General features: G+C 39.2%; 20 protein-coding genes, 1 rRNA gene and 1 pseudogene. 5 read left to right on the forward strand and 17 right to left on the reverse strand.

Translation table 11 applies throughout. The features are described 5' to 3' along the window. The 5 genes from FTV03_RS08295 to ftsY form a co-directional block, all read right to left on the reverse strand. Nucleotides 1-113, reverse strand: a 16S ribosomal RNA gene (locus tag FTV03_RS08295); the annotation flags it as partial. A 511-nt stretch (nucleotides 114-624) separates the two neighbouring features. Next, on the reverse strand, nucleotides 625-1302 hold the full coding sequence (locus FTV03_RS08300; RefSeq protein ID WP_180041014.1) for a DUF2057 domain-containing protein: 678 nt from the start codon (nucleotides 1300-1302) through the stop codon (nucleotides 625-627). Nucleotides 1303-1484: 182 nt separating this feature from the next. After that, entirely contained in the window at nucleotides 1485-2078 is a 594-nt protein-coding gene (locus FTV03_RS08305; RefSeq protein WP_180007270.1) for a nitroreductase family protein, read from the reverse strand. 214 nt (nucleotides 2079-2292) lie between these two features. Next, entirely contained in the window at nucleotides 2293-2979 is a 687-nt protein-coding gene (locus tag FTV03_RS08310) for a nitroreductase family protein (protein WP_180027252.1), read from the reverse strand. A gap of 175 nt (nucleotides 2980-3154) precedes the next feature. Next, nucleotides 3155-4261: a signal recognition particle-docking protein FtsY gene (gene ftsY, locus FTV03_RS08315; RefSeq protein WP_180040974.1), complete on the reverse strand. Its 1107-nt coding sequence runs from the start codon at nucleotides 4259-4261 to the stop codon at nucleotides 3155-3157. A gap of 241 nt (nucleotides 4262-4502) precedes the next feature. On the opposite strand from ftsY, the pseudogene FTV03_RS08320 reads away from it, so the two are divergent. Then, a pseudogene (locus FTV03_RS08320) lies at nucleotides 4503-5825 on the forward strand (M16 family metallopeptidase); the annotation flags it as partial. A 126-nt stretch (nucleotides 5826-5951) separates the two neighbouring features. After that, nucleotides 5952-7520 (forward strand): pitrilysin family protein, encoded by a 1569-nt coding sequence (locus FTV03_RS08325; RefSeq protein WP_180040977.1) that lies wholly within the window; start codon nucleotides 5952-5954, stop codon nucleotides 7518-7520. Here FTV03_RS08325 and FTV03_RS08330 read toward each other — a convergent pair. Both FTV03_RS08330 and FTV03_RS08335 read right to left on the reverse strand, forming a co-directional pair. Beyond that, complete coding sequence (locus FTV03_RS08330) at nucleotides 7444-7767, reverse strand: hypothetical protein (protein ID WP_180011239.1); 324 nt, start codon at nucleotides 7765-7767, stop codon at nucleotides 7444-7446. The genes FTV03_RS08325 and FTV03_RS08330 overlap by 77 nt on opposite strands. A 109-nt stretch (nucleotides 7768-7876) precedes the next feature. After that, a complete protein-coding gene (locus tag FTV03_RS08335) occupies nucleotides 7877-8236 on the reverse strand; it encodes a hypothetical protein (RefSeq protein ID WP_180040979.1) in 360 nt (119 codons plus the stop codon). A 222-nt stretch (nucleotides 8237-8458) separates the two neighbouring features. On the opposite strand from FTV03_RS08335, the gene FTV03_RS08340 reads away from it, so the two are divergent. The 3 genes from FTV03_RS08340 (at nucleotide 8459) to FTV03_RS08350 (ending at nucleotide 9747) form a co-directional block, all read left to right on the forward strand. After that, complete coding sequence (locus FTV03_RS08340; protein WP_078188494.1) at nucleotides 8459-8692, forward strand: hypothetical protein; 234 nt, start codon at nucleotides 8459-8461, stop codon at nucleotides 8690-8692. A gap of 139 nt (nucleotides 8693-8831) precedes the next feature. Further along, on the forward strand, nucleotides 8832-9209 hold the full coding sequence (locus FTV03_RS08345; protein WP_078188495.1) for a DUF2750 domain-containing protein: 378 nt from the start codon (nucleotides 8832-8834) through the stop codon (nucleotides 9207-9209). Nucleotides 9210-9315: 106 nt separating this feature from the next. Further along, the gene (locus FTV03_RS08350; RefSeq protein WP_078193901.1) at nucleotides 9316-9747 is read left to right on the forward strand and encodes a CBS domain-containing protein; all 432 of its coding nucleotides are present in this window, start codon (nucleotides 9316-9318) and stop codon (nucleotides 9745-9747) included. Between the two features lie 508 nt (nucleotides 9748-10255). Here FTV03_RS08350 and trpB read toward each other — a convergent pair. From trpB to FTV03_RS08400, 10 genes are all read right to left on the reverse strand, one after another. Further along, complete coding sequence (gene trpB, locus FTV03_RS08355) at nucleotides 10256-11464, reverse strand: tryptophan synthase subunit beta (RefSeq protein WP_180041016.1); 1209 nt, start codon at nucleotides 11462-11464, stop codon at nucleotides 10256-10258. Between the two features lie 131 nt (nucleotides 11465-11595). Then, entirely contained in the window at nucleotides 11596-12783 is a 1188-nt protein-coding gene (locus FTV03_RS08360; RefSeq protein ID WP_180040981.1) for a VWA domain-containing protein, read from the reverse strand. A 202-nt stretch (nucleotides 12784-12985) separates the two neighbouring features. After that, nucleotides 12986-13438, reverse strand: a complete 453-nt coding sequence (locus FTV03_RS08365) for a hypothetical protein (RefSeq protein ID WP_180040983.1) — start codon at nucleotides 13436-13438, stop codon at nucleotides 12986-12988. Between the two features lie 79 nt (nucleotides 13439-13517). Then, the gene (locus tag FTV03_RS08370; protein WP_180011248.1) at nucleotides 13518-14369 is read right to left on the reverse strand and encodes a MoxR family ATPase; all 852 of its coding nucleotides are present in this window, start codon (nucleotides 14367-14369) and stop codon (nucleotides 13518-13520) included. A 21-nt stretch (nucleotides 14370-14390) separates the two neighbouring features. Further along, nucleotides 14391-14774: a hypothetical protein gene (locus FTV03_RS08375; RefSeq protein WP_078193907.1), complete on the reverse strand. Its 384-nt coding sequence runs from the start codon at nucleotides 14772-14774 to the stop codon at nucleotides 14391-14393. A 21-nt stretch (nucleotides 14775-14795) separates the two neighbouring features. After that, nucleotides 14796-15104: a YcgL domain-containing protein gene (locus tag FTV03_RS08380; RefSeq protein WP_078188503.1), complete on the reverse strand. Its 309-nt coding sequence runs from the start codon at nucleotides 15102-15104 to the stop codon at nucleotides 14796-14798. Between the two features lie 124 nt (nucleotides 15105-15228). After that, the gene (locus FTV03_RS08385; RefSeq protein ID WP_180040985.1) at nucleotides 15229-16371 is read right to left on the reverse strand and encodes an HRDC domain-containing protein; all 1143 of its coding nucleotides are present in this window, start codon (nucleotides 16369-16371) and stop codon (nucleotides 15229-15231) included. A gap of 201 nt (nucleotides 16372-16572) precedes the next feature. Then, on the reverse strand, nucleotides 16573-17169 hold the full coding sequence (gene recR / locus FTV03_RS08390) for a recombination mediator RecR (protein ID WP_180040987.1): 597 nt from the start codon (nucleotides 17167-17169) through the stop codon (nucleotides 16573-16575). A gap of 12 nt (nucleotides 17170-17181) precedes the next feature. After that, nucleotides 17182-17511, reverse strand: a complete 330-nt coding sequence (locus FTV03_RS08395; protein WP_078188506.1) for a YbaB/EbfC family nucleoid-associated protein — start codon at nucleotides 17509-17511, stop codon at nucleotides 17182-17184. A 32-nt stretch (nucleotides 17512-17543) separates the two neighbouring features. Then, nucleotides 17544-18731, reverse strand: a complete 1188-nt coding sequence (locus FTV03_RS08400; RefSeq protein WP_180040989.1) for an O-succinylhomoserine sulfhydrylase — start codon at nucleotides 18729-18731, stop codon at nucleotides 17544-17546. Nucleotides 18732-18745: the final 14 nt, after the last annotated feature.

Genomic DNA, 18745 nt, shown 5'->3' on the forward strand with positions numbered 1-18745 from the left:
ACTCACCCGTCCGCCGCTAGAAATCGGTAGCAAGCTACCTATTCCCGCTCGACTTGCATGTGTTAAGCCTGCCGCCAGCGTTCAATCTGAGCCATGATCAAACTCTTCAGTTTAAAATCAATAGTACCTTAAAGGGTACCAATCTTGGCTCATCAATTACTGACAAAAATTTGCTCAAATAAACTTCGAGTAATTTCTACCATTAATCAATGAAAATAATTTCGATCGATCAATCAGTAAAAATCCACACAAGTTGTTCTTCATAATCTCTTAATGATCTTCTTAATGCTTCGTCAGCAAATAAGAAAACAACATCAAACAACTCAAAACCTTATGTTTATAGCTGTCTGCGTCGGTATGCAGCGTATTCTATAGAGTTTCAAAACAAACACAAGCCCCTATCATAGAAATTTCTACGATATTGCGCTTGAATGTATATTTTTTAAACTAAAAGCAATTTATTGCTTATTTAAAAATCAATATATCCGTATATTTTGCTTTATGAAAGACGAATTTTATAATTCTTGGTGATTTTTATATTCTTCAATCTAAAAAGCCCGTAATTCAACGGACTTTTCAAATAACGCGGATTTCAAGAAAACTAATAAAGTTACGAAAGTAACTTTAGTTTGCTTGCTCAGCCAACCAACTCATGAATTTTTGTCGTTCAGCTTTACTAGCCTTCTGCCAAAGCTGAATTAATTGTTGATCTACTCCATTTTGATGAACAGCTATATTTTTTGGAGCAGCTACAGGAACGGCTACGTTCGTTGGCTTTACTGTTACGGATTGTGCATAAACAGGTGCCGGTTGATTTTCTGGCACAGCTTCTTTCTTCGTAAAATCTACGGCATTACCCAATACACCATTGGAGAAAATCGATTTTTGTTCTTTCTTTGCCCCAGCTTGCTGCACAAGTAATTGATTAGATTTGTCATACAACCCAAATATTGGTTGGTCTTTATATTTTTGCGCAGCATCAAAATCTCTTGGTGCATTGACTAGACCTAAACGGTACTCTTGACCATCAATCAGTGCTGGAGTGCGAATAGCAGCAACTCCTGATTTTAATATATCGTGCGAATTATCAGCATGTTGAAAAAATTCGCTATAACGTACAGTTAATACGTTTTCACCTGCATCTAGCTTATATTTCTCTGTAGATCGAAATAAACCACCTGTAACTTCTTGATCATTAACTGCAACTATTTTGATTTCTTCCGGAACAGTCAAAGTTACAGCTGCAAATCCGGCACTACTTAACATCAGCGCTGCAGCAGCAACAGTTAATCTTAAAGTCATCATTATCACTCTTTATCAATTATTTAGTTTCGAATGCACTATGCAATGCATATATGACAATCTTATGACATCTAACAATCACTGTATATTTTGTTTCAAGACATTATTTTGATATTCATTCAAGAATTTTGCATATAAAAAAAGGATGCTCAAAGCATCCTTTTTAATTCATCACACCATCATTACTTGAATGTTTTGAATCGTTCTTCATCTGCAATAAAGGTTTTTTCACCTGCAGGTGCTTCAATCGAACCAAAAACAAGCTGTGCGCGTAGTTTCCATTGATCTGGCACATCAAATGCCGCAGCTGTTTCAGCATCAACAATTGGATTGTAATGTTGTAATGACGCACCAATATTTTTTTCAGCCAAAGCCGTCCAAGTAGCAAATTGAGCAATCGCTGTTGAGTGTTCAGACCATACTGGGAAATTATCTGCATAAAGTGCAAATTGTTCTTGGAGGGCTTTTACTACAGCCTGATCTTCATAAAATAATGCTGTACCAAAACCTGCTGCAAAACTATTAATCTTGCCATTGGTTCCTTCAAATGCATCTGCAGGTACAATTTTACGTAAAGTTTCACGTACGATATTCCAGAATTTTTGATGTGCATCACCAAACAGAATAACGACACGAGACGTTTGAGAGTTAAATGATGACGGACTTAAACGTACTGCATTTTTAATGGTTTGCTCAATTTCATCTTGCGATAAACTCACGTTATTACCAATAGAATAGATTGTGCGACGTTGTTCGATTTGATTCAAGAATGACATTACAAGACCTCTTTTTATTTTCAATTAGCTGACTAAGTTGAGATTTATAATAGGTGATGTTTTTAACAGTTGCATGACTATATTTACAACATTGTGTCTTATTTCTAGAACAATCAGTTGCAAGCATCTAAATACCTACAACCCACTTACATTCAAATATTGGTTCACAGTCTTTAGGACAGCAGAAATCAAAGCAACCTACAGAACATAGAAATTACTCATAAATTCTAAACTGATCTTGATCTTCTGGTTCTAAACGTTCAGGCGCTTGACCTTCAATTGAACCAAAGACCAACTGCGCACGTAGCAGCCATTGTTTTGAAATATTAAAGTGTTCGGCAACGGCATAATCAATGTGTGGATTATAGTGTTGTAAACATGCGCCTAAACCTGCATCTGCGATCGAAGTCCATACTGCGAATTGCGCCATGCCAGACGTTTGCTCCGACCACACTGGAAAATCTTCTGCACTTAATGGCACTTTCTTTTGTAATTGTTGAATCACAACTTGATCTTCATAGAAAAGTACAGTTCCCAGGCCAGCTGCACACTGATCTATTTTGAGCGCCACACCTTCAAAAATATAACTCGCAACATTCTTGCGTTGTACGTCTTTTACAATGTCCCAAAATTTTTGATGAGATTCGCCAAATAAAACTACAATACGTGTGCTTTGCGAATTATATGCAGATGGACAACTTCTTACGGATTCTTGAATCAGTTCCGCCAAATAAGCCTGACTGTAATGCACCTTCTTTCCAAGCTCGTAAATACTGCGACGTTTCTTTAATTGATCAACAAAGGACGCTTCTATTTCTTGGTCGGTATTTTTCTTTTTTAATTTAAAATCTTTAGTGATATCCGCAGTCAATACATGACCAATTTTATCGAGTAACGCCACCCTAAACACCCCAAAGCAATTTTTATATATAAACAACAATTCCTTACTTATTCTAAGGGTATATCAGGCTGAATTTTGATTATGATTTATTCACATGTTGCTTTTTAAATCAATCAGTAAGCTCAAAAACAAAAAACTCCGCATTTTGCGGAGTTTATGTGACATTTAACGCAATTTATTTATCAGTTTCAAATAATGCTGCGACAAATGATTTAGCTGAGAATGGACGTAAGTCATCAATTTTCTCACCTACACCAATAAAACGAATTGGCACATGGGTACGGCTTGCAATATTAAATAACACACCACCTTTCGCAGTACCATCCAGTTTAGTAATGGTTAGACCTGTAAGCCCTACTGCCTCATCAAACATTTCAACTTGGTTAATGGCATTTTGACCTGTACCTGCATCAACCACCAACATCACTTCATGTGGAGCTGTAGCGTCAATTTTTTGCATTACACGTTTTACTTTATACAACTCTTGCATGAGGTGTCCTTTGTTATGTAAACGACCTGCGGTGTCTGCAATCAGCACGTCTACGCCTTTTGCACGAGCACTTTCAAATGCATCAAAAATAACTGAAGCAGAATCTGCACCATGACCTTGAGCCACAACGGCAATATTATTACGTTCACCCCAAATTTGTAATTGTTCTGTGGCTGCTGCACGGAATGTATCACCAGCAGCCAACATTACTTTTTTACCTTCACCTTGTAAGCGTTTCGCTAATTTACCAATCGTGGTGGTTTTACCCACACCATTCACACCAACAACCAAAATCACATACGGATTTTTATTGCTGTCGATATGTAGTGGTTTAACACGTGGTGCAAGTAATGCCACCAGTTCTTCTTGAAGCGCTTTATATAAAGAGTGCGAGTAAATTAAATCGCCACGTTCAGTACGTTCAGTTAAGTTCGCAATAATCGTTTTGGTTGCATCGACACCAATGTCAGCAACCAAAAGTTGCTCTTCAACTTCCTCTAAAAGTTCATCGTCAATTTCCTTCCCACCGATCAGGATATTCACCATGCCGTCTGCCAAGTTCTTACGTGACTTTGCTAGACCTTCTTTCATACGACTAAAGAAGCCGCCTTTCACCTTCGAGTCTTCAGTTTCTGACTCTGTTTCTTGTAATGGTGCAGCAACTTCTTGCTGTACTTTCGGTGTCTCGATAATCGGCACATTTACCGCAGGTAAACTCGGTAGCGTGACATCGTCATCACCGATATCAGCATCAATCAAAAATTTATTCTGCCCATGAGATTGCTGTTGCATGCCGAATCCTTGAAAAGCACTGCGTTAAAAAAACCGATTCTATCATAAGTTATCTTAAATTGAGTCGCTACACGCCTGTCAGAGCGAAGCACACTAAAAAACAACATGTTGAACTTGCAATCAAAATTAACTTTAGGAAAACTAGATAACTATAAAATGCATTTTAATGGATTCCTTTGTGTCCCATAAAAACAGATTTTCTCCTTGTTTTTTTAAAACTTTATTTCGCTCTGCGCTTCCTATCTGTGTCATCACTAGTTGCTTTTGGTGTGCACCCAATCTACATGCTGACACACGCACCCAATTAACGCGAAGCACCTTTGAAACCACACTTAAAAATGGCTTAAAGGTCATTATCCGTGAAGACCACCGTGCGCCGATGGTAATGACCCATATTTGGTATCGTGTTGGCAGTAGTGATGAGTCGGGCAATCTATTAGGGATCTCCCACGCGCTCGAACATATGATGTTTAAAGGAACCACCAAAGTTCCTAATGATGAATTTACACGTCTCAGCCGTATCTATGGCGGCAGCATCAACGCTGCAACCTTCACCAATTACACCAATTATTATCAGTTGTATCCTAAAGCCTATTTTCCTATGGCACTGGAGCTCGAAGCGGATCGTATGAGTAATTTACGATTGCAACAACAAGATTTCGAACCTGAAATTAAAGTGGTTATGGAAGAACGCCGACAGCGCACAGATGACAATCCTCGTTCTTTGGCTTATGAACGTTTCAAATGGATTTCTTATCCAACCAGTCACTATCGTCAACCCGTCATTGGACACATGAAAAATCTGCAAAACATCAAATTGGCAGATTTAAAACAATGGTATAAAGATTGGTATACCCCGAATAACGCCATTTTGGTGATTGTCGGTGATGTCGATGCCGAAGCAGCCATTCGTCAAGTTCAAAAATACTTTGGTGATATTCCATCACGCAAAACACCTGATCGTAATGATGTGATGGAATTCGAACGTGTGGGCTATCGTCATATGGAACTAAATTTACCCGTACAAGTGCCTAATTTGTATATGGCGTGGAATGTACGCTCACTGGCTACTGCAAAAAACCCACAAGATGCATATGCTCTCAATATTATTCGCAACATTTTAGATAGTGGTATTTCATCGCGCCTACAAGACAAACTGGTACGCGATAAAAAATTACTCACCGCTGTAAGTGTTTCTTATGATCCATACAATCGTGGTGATAGCTTGTTTACCATTTCAGCACTCCCTGCCGATGGCGTCAAAATGGAACAAGCTCAAAAAGCCATACAAGATGAAATCGAAATATTAAAAACAGAATTAGTCAAAACACCTGAAGTTGAACGTATCACCACACGTTTTGTCTCCAATTTAGTCTATAACCAAGATGACATCAGCAGCCAAGCCAAGACTATCGGTAACTTAGAAGTCAATGGGCTCAGTTTCAGGCTAATGGACGAATTACCAAAACTATATGAAAACGTCAGCGCACAGGATATTCAACGTGTCGCCAATGCGTATTTTGTCCGAGAAAATTTAAGCACCATGTATTTACTTCCGGAACAAACGGAGACCCCTACAGCTGCAAATAAAGCAGATCAAACTACAAAACCTGCAAAAACAGAAGTTGTTATTCCAGAGCAACAGACCAGCTCAACCCAAAACACAGATAGCGTCTTGTAAGGATTAGTGATGACTATTACGAAAATTTTATCCCTAAGCTTACTCACTGCGTTTGGCTCAATCCTCCATGCAGAAACATATACGGAAAATGTTCCTGACCTCAACGATAATCCGAGCCAATTACAATCTATCCCCATGCTGCAAAGTTTAAAGAATTTACAGATTGATAAAGACTACCGTGCTCCACTTGTTCAAGTACTGAAAAACCGAAATGGCGTAAATAGCCTGTTTGTTGAGTCACAAGATCTACCTATGGTGGATATTCAACTGACCTTTAATGCAGGTTCTGCTCGTGATGAAGAAGTCGGAAAAGGCTTGTATGGTGTTGCCAACATGGCTGCACGTTTAATCGATGAAGGCACAGAAAAATACAATGCAACGCAAATTGCCTCGGTTTTTGACCAAACAGGTGCTCAATTTAGCGTGCAAGCACATCGAGATATGTTTGTCGTTCGGCTACGCGTATTGTCAGACCCTAAAAAATTAGAACCTGCTTTAAGCATGATGATGGACGTGATTAAAAATGCGACTTTTAAAACCTCTAGTCTAAACTTAGCTCTCAGTAATAACCAAGCTGGTCAGAAGCAACTCCAAGAAAGCCCAAGTCGCTTAATGAATATTCGATTCTATCGGGCTGTATACGGCACACACCCTTATGCAGAACCGATTACGGGAACCAATGGCAGTATCAAAAAGATCACCCCAGACATTTTAAAAAAGTTTCGTGATCAATTTTTAGTTGCTCAAAACATGAATATTGCCATTACAGGTAAACTAAGCAAAAAAGAAGCACAAAACCTTGCAGAACGTATTTCTGGAAACTTAAACCAAGGTGAAAAAGCTAAGGCACTTGCACAACCAGAAGAAAAACAAGGCTTTGATATTATCCATCTTCCCTACAATTCCACCCAAGCCAACGTCATATTTGGACATTTAGGAACGACACGCGATAACAAAGATCGATTAGCCTTAGAAGTAGCCAATCGAGTGTTTGGTGGTGGAGGTTTTAACTCAGTCCTCATGCAAGAGCTTCGCGTTAAACGTGGCTATACTTATGGTGCCTATAGTGCATTTAGCTTTAGCCAAGCACCCGGTATCTTTAGCTTTAGCTATGGAACACGTCAAGATCAGCTTATAGATAGTATTCGAGTGGCACATAAGGCTTTTAATGATTTTGTCAAAATGCCTATTGATCAAAAACAAATGGAAGAAACCAAAGCCGGTATGCTGCGTGCTTTTCCAAATAATTACAGCAGTAATGCAACGATCAATGCACAGCTTGGTCTATTGGGCTTTTATCAACAAGACCCAGATTATTTGACCCAGTACCCTAAATTATTGGAAAAAATAACTGTAGCTGATGTACAAAATGCGGTTCGTACCTACATGCACCCTGAAAATATGACGGTGATTGTGGTCAGTAAAACCTTAGATAAAAATGAAGTACAGCAGATATTGGAGGAGAATGTACAAGCAGCTCCAACCAAGATAATCCCTGCGACTAAGGCTGTTCCTCTGCCAAAGCCGGAAGTTGATGTGCCCGCACAGACTCCATCTGATAAGCATGCATCAATTTAAGATAAGCACCCACACGGATGCGATCTTGCTGTCTCAGCAACATCGCCATTTCCTGAGTTTCAGGATAACTTTGCTGAAACGCAAGTCGTGATACGTTTTGGTATTGCTGTACAGAAATAGGACGATATAAGGCAATCACAGCCAATACCAAAATCACCACGATCATGACTGAAACAAAGATATTATAAATTTGCTCTAGCTGTATTTTAGATTTGAATTGAATAATTTTTTCTAAATCAATAGTCATACACTACCTCAGGTTCAAAGTAGTGTATGGCTGACGTTCAAGAAGTTCAAGTCACAGCGCTTAAAACTGCATCAGTCCACTGTTTCAGTCTGTGAGTTAGCTAAACAATTTACTGAATAATGGTACGTATCACCGCAAAATAAAGAATCAATGCAATAATCGCCAAAACGATAAATACTGCAAAAATACTCATTCCACCCTCTGCATGCGCAGGATGTAAATCATCATCATCGGCGATTTTGAGTAATTCACCATTGTATGCATTGTAAAATTCTAAGCGCTGTCCCTTATCTAAATCCCGTGTGAAATCATATACACGTTTGCGCTGTGCCAAACCAAAATCCCCTAAATGAATCTCCTGATGAAAAATTGCTTCATCAAGATTGCGACGATGTAGATGTGCCAACTCCACAATTTGCGCTAATGTCGGAGGATAATCTAAAGTTAAACCGTCTAAAACTCTTGTCATTTTACTTCTCCTTATTATCTACAACTTCTTATGATAGTATTTTACTCACGAAAACAATTGTCCATTGTTTAATCATGTAAACCATAGCAAATTAGAAATATTTACGTGAATAGTTGACAATTCAAGATAATTGTAATATTAGTTTAATAATACTTAGTTAAATTAGTTAATAGGGCTAAAGAATGGGCCCTTAATGATCATAATTAGAATAAGGAGTTAAATATGATTCAACAATTCTCTCAACATGAACTCGAACATGTATACGCAAATGCGGTAAACACAATTCAATCTCAAATGAACTTCAGCGATGCAGTTCACGAATTGGAAGATGCAGCTCGTGCTGGACATGGTAAAGCAGCGTTATTTTTGGCTGAACTTTATTATCAAGGCTTCCGCGTAGAACGTGACTCACTCAAAGCGCAATATTGGCAGAACATGGCCACCTTGCAAGCATAAAAAAACGTCACTAAGGTGGCGTTTTTTACACCCTTCAACTTTTAACTACATAAATTCTTACAATCCAGTTCAAAGCTTACACAGCTTTTTCATAAGAATTTCCTACAATAGGAGCAACATCAACAACACGCTGCATATGATGTCTAAATTAAAGCAATATAAACCTATTCCAAAAGATTTATTTTTCAAAATTAGTATTTTAAAAACCATGATGTACTGTGGAGTCCTTTGGGGTCTCTACCACCAACAAGGTTGGGCAATGACCAGCGATCAAGATCATATTATCTTCCCGTTTTGGCTAAATGGCATTCAAGCGCATAAATATGCCAAAAAGCATTGGCCCAACTACACTCCACGACGCATTACACCAGAAGATTTTGAGGCATCGCTATTACCGACATTAACACGCCTTAAAGTCATCCCTGCGTTGCATAGCTCTAGCCATATCCGTCTCAAGCTCACAACCTCGCAAATGCGTTTATTCTTTTTTAACCAAGATAAGATTCAAATGGCATAAAACCCTCAGTGCATGCTTGACCTCAGCATGCACTGAAAAGTATTTGCTTTTTTCAAATTTCGCGTTAATTTAAATTAAACAAAAACTACTATAAAGGAATGAAAATATGACTACAGTTGCCCAAGTACTTAAAGACAAAGCTTATCAAGAAATTTACACCATCACCCCAGATGCGACTGTACTCGAAGCCATTTCCCTGATGGCACAAAAAGGCATTGGTGCCCTCGTCGTGACCCATGAAGGCACAGTCGTTGGGATTTTGTCTGAGCGTGATTACACACGTAAAATCGCACTCATGGAAAGAACCTCTTTCGATACCTCCGTCAGTGAAATTATGACGGGTAGTGTCATCACTGTAACAAGTGCAGCGACTGTCGAAGAATGTTTAGAACTCATGACAGATCGCCATTTACGTCATTTACCTGTCGTTGAAGAACAGAAATTAACAGGCTTAATCTCCATCGGTGACCTTGTAAAAGCAGCAATGGATGATCAACGCAAACTGATCGAACAACTTCAACAATATATTTCTGGCTAAACTCAAAAATCCCCCTTAACAAACTTTAAGGGGGAATTCTAAATATCAATAATTTTATATAATTCATAATACGTAATGACATACACATTACATATTAATTACTTTTATCAATTTCTTTTCTTATGTTGAAGCCCGCTTTAGATAAATTAGACCAACTGGATGCCATCATTTTGGAATTAGAACGCTTGATGGTTTCGATGAAAGACGATGAGCTGCTGCAATACGAAAGACGATGAGCTGCTGCAATACCACCGACGTACGATCAATTTAGAGATTGCATCTTCTATCACAGAAATTTTAGATGCAAAGGCAATTATTTATGCACTACATCCTGAGTTAATTTCAATTTCATCAAGCTTTGACCATATTTTTTATAAAAATTACGTCAAAAAAAATATCCCAGTTAAAAACCTGGGATACTTCGAATATAGATCGGGCTATACAACTGCAAAAGATTTTTGCATCATCAACAGATGATGAGCAACTTAGTCTTTTTTAATGGTAGTAATTAATTTAAACCTAATTTTTCAGCCACATAGTCTGAGTCTTTATCGCCACGGCCTGAAACGTTAACGACAATCTTCACATCTTTAGCAAGATTTGGCGCTTCACGAATTGCCCAAGCAACCGCATGTGAACTTTCTAGTGCAGGAACAATACCCTCCACACGTGAAAGCGTCATAAATGCATCTAAACATTCTTGGTCTGTCGCTGTTGTATATTCAACACGGCCTAGGTCTTTTAACAAGCTATGTTGTGGCCCCACTCCTGGATAATCCAAACCCGATGCAATTGAATGCACTGGCAATGGCCCACCTTGTTCATCTTCAAGGACATAACATGCCATGCCATGAATTTGACTTGGCTTACCCAATGTCAACGTCGCAGAGTGCATATTGGTATCTAAGCCATGACCAGCCGGCTCTACACCTACGAGTTTGACATCTGTATCATTCAGGAATGCTGTAAATGCACCAACGGCATTGGATCCACCACCCACACATGCAACCACATAGTCAGGATTTGCACCAAAATGCTCGTTGGTCTGAACTTTAATTTCATCACCAATAATGGACTGGAAGTCACGAACCATTTTCGGGAATGGGTGTGGGCCAACCACTGAACCAATCGCATAAATAAAATTGGTTGGATCTTTTAAGTATTCTTCAAAAGCGCTATCTACTGCATCTTTAAGCGTAGCTGTACCACGAGTAACAGAGATTAGGTTGGCACCTAAAATCTTCATTTTCACTACGTTTGGATGTTCTTTTTCAATATCCACTTGCCCCATGTGAATTTCACATGGAATGCCCACCAAGGCACAAGCCGTTGCCAATGCTACACCATGCTGACCTGCGCCAGTTTCTGCAATCACTTTGGTTTTACCCATGTATTTTGCTAACAAAGCTTCGCCAAGGCAGTGGTTAATTTTATGTGCGCCAGTATGGTTAAGGTCTTCACGCTTGAGGTAGATCTGTGCCCCACCTAATTTGTCAGACAAGCGCTTCGCATAAAACAATGGGCTTGGACGTCCAACATAATGTGCAAACAACTCTTTCAATTCATTTTGAAATTCTTCTGTATGACGAATTTGCTCATAAGCAACATTAATGTCATCCATTGCCTGTTTTAAATCTGGTGGAATGAACTGCCCACCGTATTCACCGAAGAAACCTTCTTCATTAGGTAATGCGATACCATTAATTTGATGATCCATCATATTTCCTTCATGTTGTATGCAAAACAAAGACTTTTAAATATTATCCAATTTTAAAAATAAGAAACAATGCAAAATTGGAGTAAGTAATATAAACATCATTGATAAGAAAAAGTATCGTTTTTAACGCTTTAGCGCGCTAAATATTTCGTCATATCTTCCACTCCTTTTAGAGTCATCGGGAACATATGATCTTCAAAGATTTGTTTAATCGCAGCAATGGTTTGGGTGTAATGCCAATAACTTTCTTCTTCGGGGTTTAACCATGCTGTTTTATCAAAATGATTGCGTAAGCGCTGTAACCACACCTGACCCGCTTCATCATTCATATACTCCACAGAACCACCTACAGAGTTCAATTCATACGGTGCCATACTCGCATCACCGACAACGATGACACGGTAATCTCGCCCATAGGTATTGAATAGATCCCATGTATTCATACGCGTGCTTGAACGGCGAATATTATCTTTCCATACATAGTCATATAAACAGTTATGAAAATAGAAATACTCTAAGGTTTTAAATTCAGTTTTAGCCGCGGTAAAGAGCTTCTCACATTGGGCAATATGTGAATCCATCGAGCCCCCAACATCAAACAACATCAATACTTTAATGCGGTTACGTCGTTCAGGAACCAACTGTACATCCAAAATTCCTTGTTTGGCCGTTTCACGAATGGTTCCGTCGATATCCAGCTCTTCTGCTGCACCTTGGCGAGCAAATTTACGCAAACGACGCAATGCCATCTGCATCTGACGACTACCGAGAATCTGCTCATCATCTAGGTTTCGGTATTGACGTTGTTCCCAAACTTTCACCGCAGATCGTTTACGACCAGGCCCACCAATACGCACACCTTCAGGATGGTCACCATAGGCACCAAAGGGCGAGGTACCGCCCGTACCGATCATCCGATTACCACCTTGATGCTTTTTATGCTGCTCGCGCAAACGCTCTTCAAGCATTTTCATCAGTTCTTCTAAGGAACCAGCTTTTTTTAATTCTTCTCGTTGTTCCGGTGTTAGATGCTTTTCGATGAGCTCTAGATCAAACCAATCCTTTGGCAGTTTATGCACCTGATTTAATAGCTCGTCTAAATCAAAGGTCGATATACCGTCAAAATAGTCCTTCATTGCACGGTCAAACTTATCAAAGTAACGTTCATCTTTGACCATGACGGTTTTTGCAAGCTGATAAAATTCATTCTGATCCGCAAAGACTAGCCCTGCTGCCACTGCTTGGTTCAAGTCAATCAATTCACGAGTTGAAACAGGAACACCGTATTTTCGAAGGGTATAAAACAATCGCACAAACATAGGCGAATAAAATCCAATAAAAATTAAATATCAGGAGGTCAAATCCAGTGTTAATGCATGTGATCTTGTTATTTCATCTGCAACTGAGTCTTGCCTTACATCCACCATTATGAAAAATTGATCCCTACAAGTAAAGCCAAAAGCTTTTACTGCGTGTTCATATACGTTGCCCTACTACCCAAAGAAACACATACAGCATGATTTATTCGCAAGTCGCATTTCTATTATTAAGCGATTGTTTAAGAGTTTCATATTTGTGCTGAACATCGAGACGATCTTGCTGTAACTTTTCAATGGTTACGATTTTATGAAAACCTTGATGGTTTCTATAGCGGTTAAAGTCACTTAGATTCAAGATCACAAAATCATAGTATTTCAGCTCGAGTACAGTTGCAGCACAGGTCTTTTGTTGAATGGCTGTGTGAGTTTCGGGATGATCTGATTGATCGATGAGTTTTTCTTTAAGTTGATGTTCTGCAACTCGCGCCCAATACGCATCCTGGAGTAGCTGTTGATGCTGCTGTTCAAACTGAGCATCATCCATCGCATAGCTATACCCAGATAAATACAAGCTCGCAGCCAACAAGAGTACGGTCGGCTTTAATCTCTTAGTTACAGCTATGTGTACTTGAGATAAGTATGCGCTTGTCTGCATAATTCACCTTTATATTTTTTAGTGCTCAAAATAAAAGCCGGATAACCGGCTTTTAAATCTTTTAAAGAATTAATATCAATTAACGACGTGACATAAATGCTAGACGCTCAAGCAATTGCACATCTTGTTCGTTCTTAATCAAGGCACCATAAAGCGGTGGAATTGATTTTGATTTATCTGTGTTGCGTAAAATATCTTCTGGCATATCATCCGCCATCAGCAAACTCAACCAATCAATCAACTCAGAGGTTGAAGGCGGTTTCTTTAAACCCGGAATTTGACGTAATTTAAAGAAGATTTGTAGTGCTTCAGAGACCAAGGTATTTGAAATATTTTCAAAATGTACATCGATGATTTCACGCATGGTTGCTTCGTCAGGGAATTCAATATAATGAAAGAAACAGCGACGCAAGAAGGCATCTGGAAGTTCTTTTTCATTATTTGAAGTAATGATCACGATTGGACGTTGTGTTGCCGTAATCGTTTCACCCGTCTCATACACAAAGAAGGACATTTTATCGAGTTCGTGTAGCAAATCATTAGGGAATTCGATATCTGCTTTATCAATCTCGTCAATTAGAAGTACACAACGTTCTTCACTGGTGAATGCTTCCCAAAGTTTACCCGGCTTAATATAGTTTTTGATGTCATAAACACGGTCATCGCCCAACTGACTATCACGCAGACGGGATACGGCGTCATACTCGTACAAACCTTGTTGAGCCTTGGTCGTCGATTTGATATGCCAAGTAATGAGCTTAAGGCCTAAACTTTCAGCCACTTGTTCGGCTAAAAGTGTTTTACCTGTCCCCGGCTCACCTTTAACCAAAAGTGGCTTTTGCAATGAACGTGCAGCTTTTACTGCAAGTTTTAAGCTATCGGTCGCAATATATTGATCTGTACCAGTAAATTGTTGAGTTTCAACAGACATGACATAACCTTATTTTTTTATTTAAAGCGGTGAAATTTTCTTGTTTACAACGTGCTGTGGTTTCGCTGCATTGTATTTGGTCCAAAAATAACCGAGGACTAAACCAATACCCACCACAAAGAGAATCAACGATAGATTCAACCAAACCAATGGCTGATCTTTTGTTAATACACCAAAAATCAAACCAAAAATCGCAGGTGCGATTGCTGCATTTGAACCTTCAGAAACAGTTGGTGTTAATAAAATAGCAAATACGATAAGCCAACCAATGGCACCGATCGTTTTGGGTAAGCGCTTCATCAGCCCATACCAACACAACAAAGCAATTACAGCCCCACCTAGGTAAACCGTAATTGCAATACTGCTTTCAGGAATTGAGTCCAATACCGATACTACACCATTCATTTTCACAACTCCTGAATTAACTTAAGCGCCGCGCAAGCCTTCTGGCTCAACTGCATTTGGGTCAATTAAACCTTCTGGAGGCATTTGAATAAAGAACCCTTTTGTTTCAATTGAATCTAATACATGCAATACGTTCACACGTGCAAGTTTGCGTGATTCACTGAGTTCTAGATCCATGACAAATGTGGCACGACCAAACGCTGTACGTAATGCATCAGGCATTACTGCAAGCGGATCTGTCGCTTCAGTTTCGTTTTCATTAACTTCAGGACGAGCAATATAAAGATACATTTCATCTTTTTTGCTCGATTTGTAGATAGAACAGTACATAATTGAATCAATACTCATTAAACGCAAGGCAAAGGATACATCAAAAAAAAGACTGATACATTAGTGTTTATTAACGCATCAGTCGTGAATTTGTATAAGTGATAGTTCTTTAATCAATCAGAACTTATTCCAACACTTTCATTTGACCAGAAAGATAGCTTTCATCGGCATGCAGTACTTCAATTAAAGGCTTCGTCAGCAAATCATAGCGCCAGCCCAATAGGTAGCTCGGTAAATCCTGTTCATCATTATGAAAAACCACATGCTGATACAAGGCATTTAACCATTTTTTGCGCATTAAAACTTCTTTAGGCACAGAGGTTTCTTGTACTGCACGCTGAATAACGGTATCGACGCGCGAACCAATATCCTGAGAAGAATGACGAATTGGACGTGCCATACGCAGCGGCCATTCAGCTTGTTCTGGTAAAAACTTCAACAAATCTAAAATAATTTTACCATGCTCACGCACAATGTTCGGACGAATGTCTTTCACCGCGCTCAATTGAAAATTATTTTTTGGATTTTTTTCCACCATATCAATGATGGTTGAGTTTTTAAGAATAAAACTACGTGGCTGATTTAAGGCTTTCACCATTTGCTCACGCCAAACGGCCAATTGCTGAATTTGCATGAGCTGACGACGTGAATGTCGATAATTACCAACATCGTGATACAACAAATGGATCGGCGTTTCAGTGCCGATTTCATATGTTAAATTTTTGCAGTCCTCAAGCACACAATTTAATAAACTTTTCGCAGCCAACTCATTTTGAATCGTTTGGCTTAAATTCATTAAATAATGTACATCATTCGCTGCATAGTTCATTTGCTCGGCACTGAGTGGGCGAGCCAACCAATCTGAACGGGTCTGATCTTTATCAATATCGACATCGAGCATGGTTTTTAAGGCATTTTGATAGCTGACTTGTAAGCCATGCCCTAAAAATGACATCCCAACTTGTGTATCAAAGACATTTTCTAAAGACTTATGCTGTGCATAGTGATAAATCAGGTCGATATCTTCACTACAAGCATGAAAAATGTTTTGCTGGGCCACAAATAATTTTTGCCAAAATTGGCTTAAATCGAGGGTTGTACCATCAAGTAAATACACCTGATTTTGTACATTAATTTGGAAAAGTCCAAGTTTGGGCCACAGGGTATCTACTTTTATAAACTCGGTGTCGAGTCCGTAAATCGAGCTTTGGTCCATAAGATTTAAAACAGAATTTAAATCTGGCTGATTTTGAATGAATTGATACATAAGTTGCTGAGTCTAATTTTAGATGCTCTATGAGCTTATATTAACTGATATATATTATTTATCTATAAGGAAAAACGTTATTTTAGTGACTTATTTTCTTTATTTGGCTTTTTTATTCATTATAAATAAAAACTTTAATCGTTATTAAGTATAAATAATTAGGTGAAAATTATACAAAGCGAAACGAGTTTCGCTCTATAGTTACTTCATTCGCATTCGGTTATGCACGGCCTGACTTAAGGTATGACTATCCACATATTCAAGCTCACCACCCTGTGGTACACCCTGTGCAATACGGGTCATTTGTATTGGTAAATGTTTAGTCGCTTCAAGCAAATAATGTGCTGTCGCTTGACCTTCAACCGTTGCATTGGTCGCCAAGATCACTTCCTGCACTTTACCATCACTTAGTCGTTGAATTAAATATGGGATACCAATTTCGTCGGGGCCAATACCATCGAGTGGCGACAAATGCCCACCCAATACATGATATTTCCCTCTAAAACTGCCACTTTGCTCGATTGCCATGACATCTGCAGGAGATTCAACCACACAAAGCAGTTGATCATCACGCTCTGACGAGACGCATATGTTGCATACCTCATCTTCAGTCAATGAATGGCAAATGGAACATTCATGAATATAGTTGGTTGCTTCAGTCAAGGCATGTGCCAGACCAACAGCACCCTCCCTATTTTTCATGATTAAGTGCAGTGCCATACGTTGAGCCGACTTTGGCCCAACGCTTGGCAAAATACGCAATGCCTGTACAAGTTGATCAAAACGATCACTAAACATTCAACGTATTCCTTAGAATAAACCTGAAAGACCTGGTGGAAGCCCCATACCAGAGTTTGCAGATTTCAGTTTTTCTTCTGAAATCACTTCAGCTTGACGTGAAGCATCATTCATTGCCGCTGCAATTAAGTCTTCAATCATATCTGCATCATCTTGAAGTAGTTCAGGATTAATTTCGATACGTTTCACTACATGACGTGCAGTCATAGTAACTTTAACCAGACCACCACCTGCTTCAGCGTGAACTTCAACTTGTGCAAGCTCTTCCTTGGCTTTTTTAATGTTGCTCTCAACTTCTTTTTGCATGCGTTGAGCTTGCTGCATGAGCATATTAATGTTCATAAAAATCTCCGAACAAAACTGATGAATTCACTTTAGATAAGATCTAAACCGCGTGAAAGATCGCGAATAATATCATTAATATCTTCTAAACCAACAGATACGCGAATTAAACCTTCGCTAATCCCTGCTGCTTTTTTCGCTTCTGCTGACATTCTGCCATGAGAAGTCGTTGCAGGATGAGTAATTGTTGATTTTACATCACCCAAATTACTTGTAATAGAAAGGAACTTAGTATTATCAATCACTGTCCAAGCGCCTTCACGTTCGCCTTTGGCAACAAACGATACAACTCCGCCAAAGCCTTTTTGTTGCTTTTTCGCCAACTCATGACCTTCGTGATTTGGAAGTCCCGCATAGTACACTTTTTCAACTTTCGGGTGTGCATCCAACCATTCAGCTAAAGTCTGAGCACTGGCACAGTGGGCTTTCATACGTAAGCTTAAAGTTTCTAGGCCTTTCAGGAAGATCCATGCATTGAATGGGCTCATCGAGTTACCCAGTGTACGAATAACACCTGTAATCTCTTCCATCAATTTTGCACTACCAACAACTGCACCACCTAGCGCACGACCTTGACCATCAATATATTTTGTTGATGAATAGATCACGAGGTCCGCACCAAATTTAATCGGTTGCTGTAACACTGGTGTACAGAAGGTATTATCGACTGCAAATAATGCGCCATGCGCATGTGCAATATCGGCAATGGCTTGTAAATCACCTACTTGAGCTAATGGGTTTGACGGTGTTTCAATAAACAATAGGCGTGTAGTTGGACGAATCGCTTGTTTCCAAGCATCTAAATCTTCCAAATCAACAAAAGTAACATCAACGCCAAATTTGATGACATATTTTTCAAACAGAGAAATGATCGAACCAAAGACAGCACGTGAACACACCACATGATCGCCAGCTTTTAAATATGCCAAAGTGATCGCGTGTACGCCTGCCATACCCGAACTTGTCGCAACTGCGGCTTCAGCACCATCCAAAACAGCTAAACGTTTTTCGAAAGCTTGTACAGTTGGATTGGTATAACGTGAATAGGTATTGCCTTCAATTTGACCTGAAAATTTTGCTGCGGCATCTGCTGCACTTTCACAAACAAATGATGAAGTCAGGAAAATTGGCTCGCTATGTTCACCCTCAAAAGTACGAGTATGACCTGTACGAATCGCTAAAGTCTCTAATTGGTATTCGATGTCGTCTTGTTGGCTCATCTGTATTACTCAGT

The organism is Acinetobacter sp. YH12218, from assembly GCF_013417925.1.
GTDB classification, from domain to species: domain Bacteria; phylum Pseudomonadota; class Gammaproteobacteria; order Pseudomonadales; family Moraxellaceae; genus Acinetobacter; species Acinetobacter amyesii.

What these genes read in the sequence shown, in the direction of transcription:
- FTV03_RS08385 (WP_180040985.1), bottom strand. Translation starts at nt 16,371, where the DNA reads ATGTATCAATTCATTCAAAATCAGCCAGATTTAAATTCTGTTTTAAAT.
- FTV03_RS08305 (WP_180007270.1), bottom strand. Translation starts at nt 2,078, where the DNA reads ATGTCATTCTTGAATCAAATCGAACAACGTCGCACAATCTATTCTATT.
- FTV03_RS08330 (WP_180011239.1), bottom strand. Translation starts at nt 7,767, where the DNA reads ATGACTATTGATTTAGAAAAAATTATTCAATTCAAATCTAAAATACAG.
- FTV03_RS08370 (WP_180011248.1), bottom strand. Translation starts at nt 14,369, where the DNA reads ATGTCTGTTGAAACTCAACAATTTACTGGTACAGATCAATATATTGCG.
- FTV03_RS08325 (WP_180040977.1), top strand. Translation starts at nt 5,952, where the DNA reads ATGACTATTACGAAAATTTTATCCCTAAGCTTACTCACTGCGTTTGGC.
- FTV03_RS08345 (WP_078188495.1), top strand. Translation starts at nt 8,832, where the DNA reads ATGTCTAAATTAAAGCAATATAAACCTATTCCAAAAGATTTATTTTTC.
- FTV03_RS08400 (WP_180040989.1), bottom strand. Translation starts at nt 18,731, where the DNA reads ATGAGCCAACAAGACGACATCGAATACCAATTAGAGACTTTAGCGATT.
- recR (WP_180040987.1), bottom strand. Translation starts at nt 17,169, where the DNA reads ATGTTTAGTGATCGTTTTGATCAACTTGTACAGGCATTGCGTATTTTG.
- FTV03_RS08350 (WP_078193901.1), top strand. Translation starts at nt 9,316, where the DNA reads ATGACTACAGTTGCCCAAGTACTTAAAGACAAAGCTTATCAAGAAATT.
- FTV03_RS08360 (WP_180040981.1), bottom strand. Translation starts at nt 12,783, where the DNA reads ATGTTTGTGCGATTGTTTTATACCCTTCGAAAATACGGTGTTCCTGTT.
- FTV03_RS08335 (WP_180040979.1), bottom strand. Translation starts at nt 8,236, where the DNA reads ATGACAAGAGTTTTAGACGGTTTAACTTTAGATTATCCTCCGACATTA.
- FTV03_RS08365 (WP_180040983.1), bottom strand. Translation starts at nt 13,438, where the DNA reads ATGCAGACAAGCGCATACTTATCTCAAGTACACATAGCTGTAACTAAG.
- FTV03_RS08375 (WP_078193907.1), bottom strand. Translation starts at nt 14,774, where the DNA reads ATGAATGGTGTAGTATCGGTATTGGACTCAATTCCTGAAAGCAGTATT.
- FTV03_RS08340 (WP_078188494.1), top strand. Translation starts at nt 8,459, where the DNA reads ATGATTCAACAATTCTCTCAACATGAACTCGAACATGTATACGCAAAT.
- ftsY (WP_180040974.1), bottom strand. Translation starts at nt 4,261, where the DNA reads ATGCAACAGCAATCTCATGGGCAGAATAAATTTTTGATTGATGCTGAT.
- FTV03_RS08380 (WP_078188503.1), bottom strand. Translation starts at nt 15,104, where the DNA reads ATGTACTGTTCTATCTACAAATCGAGCAAAAAAGATGAAATGTATCTT.
- FTV03_RS08300 (WP_180041014.1), bottom strand. Translation starts at nt 1,302, where the DNA reads ATGACTTTAAGATTAACTGTTGCTGCTGCAGCGCTGATGTTAAGTAGT.
- trpB (WP_180041016.1), bottom strand. Translation starts at nt 11,464, where the DNA reads ATGGATCATCAAATTAATGGTATCGCATTACCTAATGAAGAAGGTTTC.
- FTV03_RS08395 (WP_078188506.1), bottom strand. Translation starts at nt 17,511, where the DNA reads ATGAACATTAATATGCTCATGCAGCAAGCTCAACGCATGCAAAAAGAA.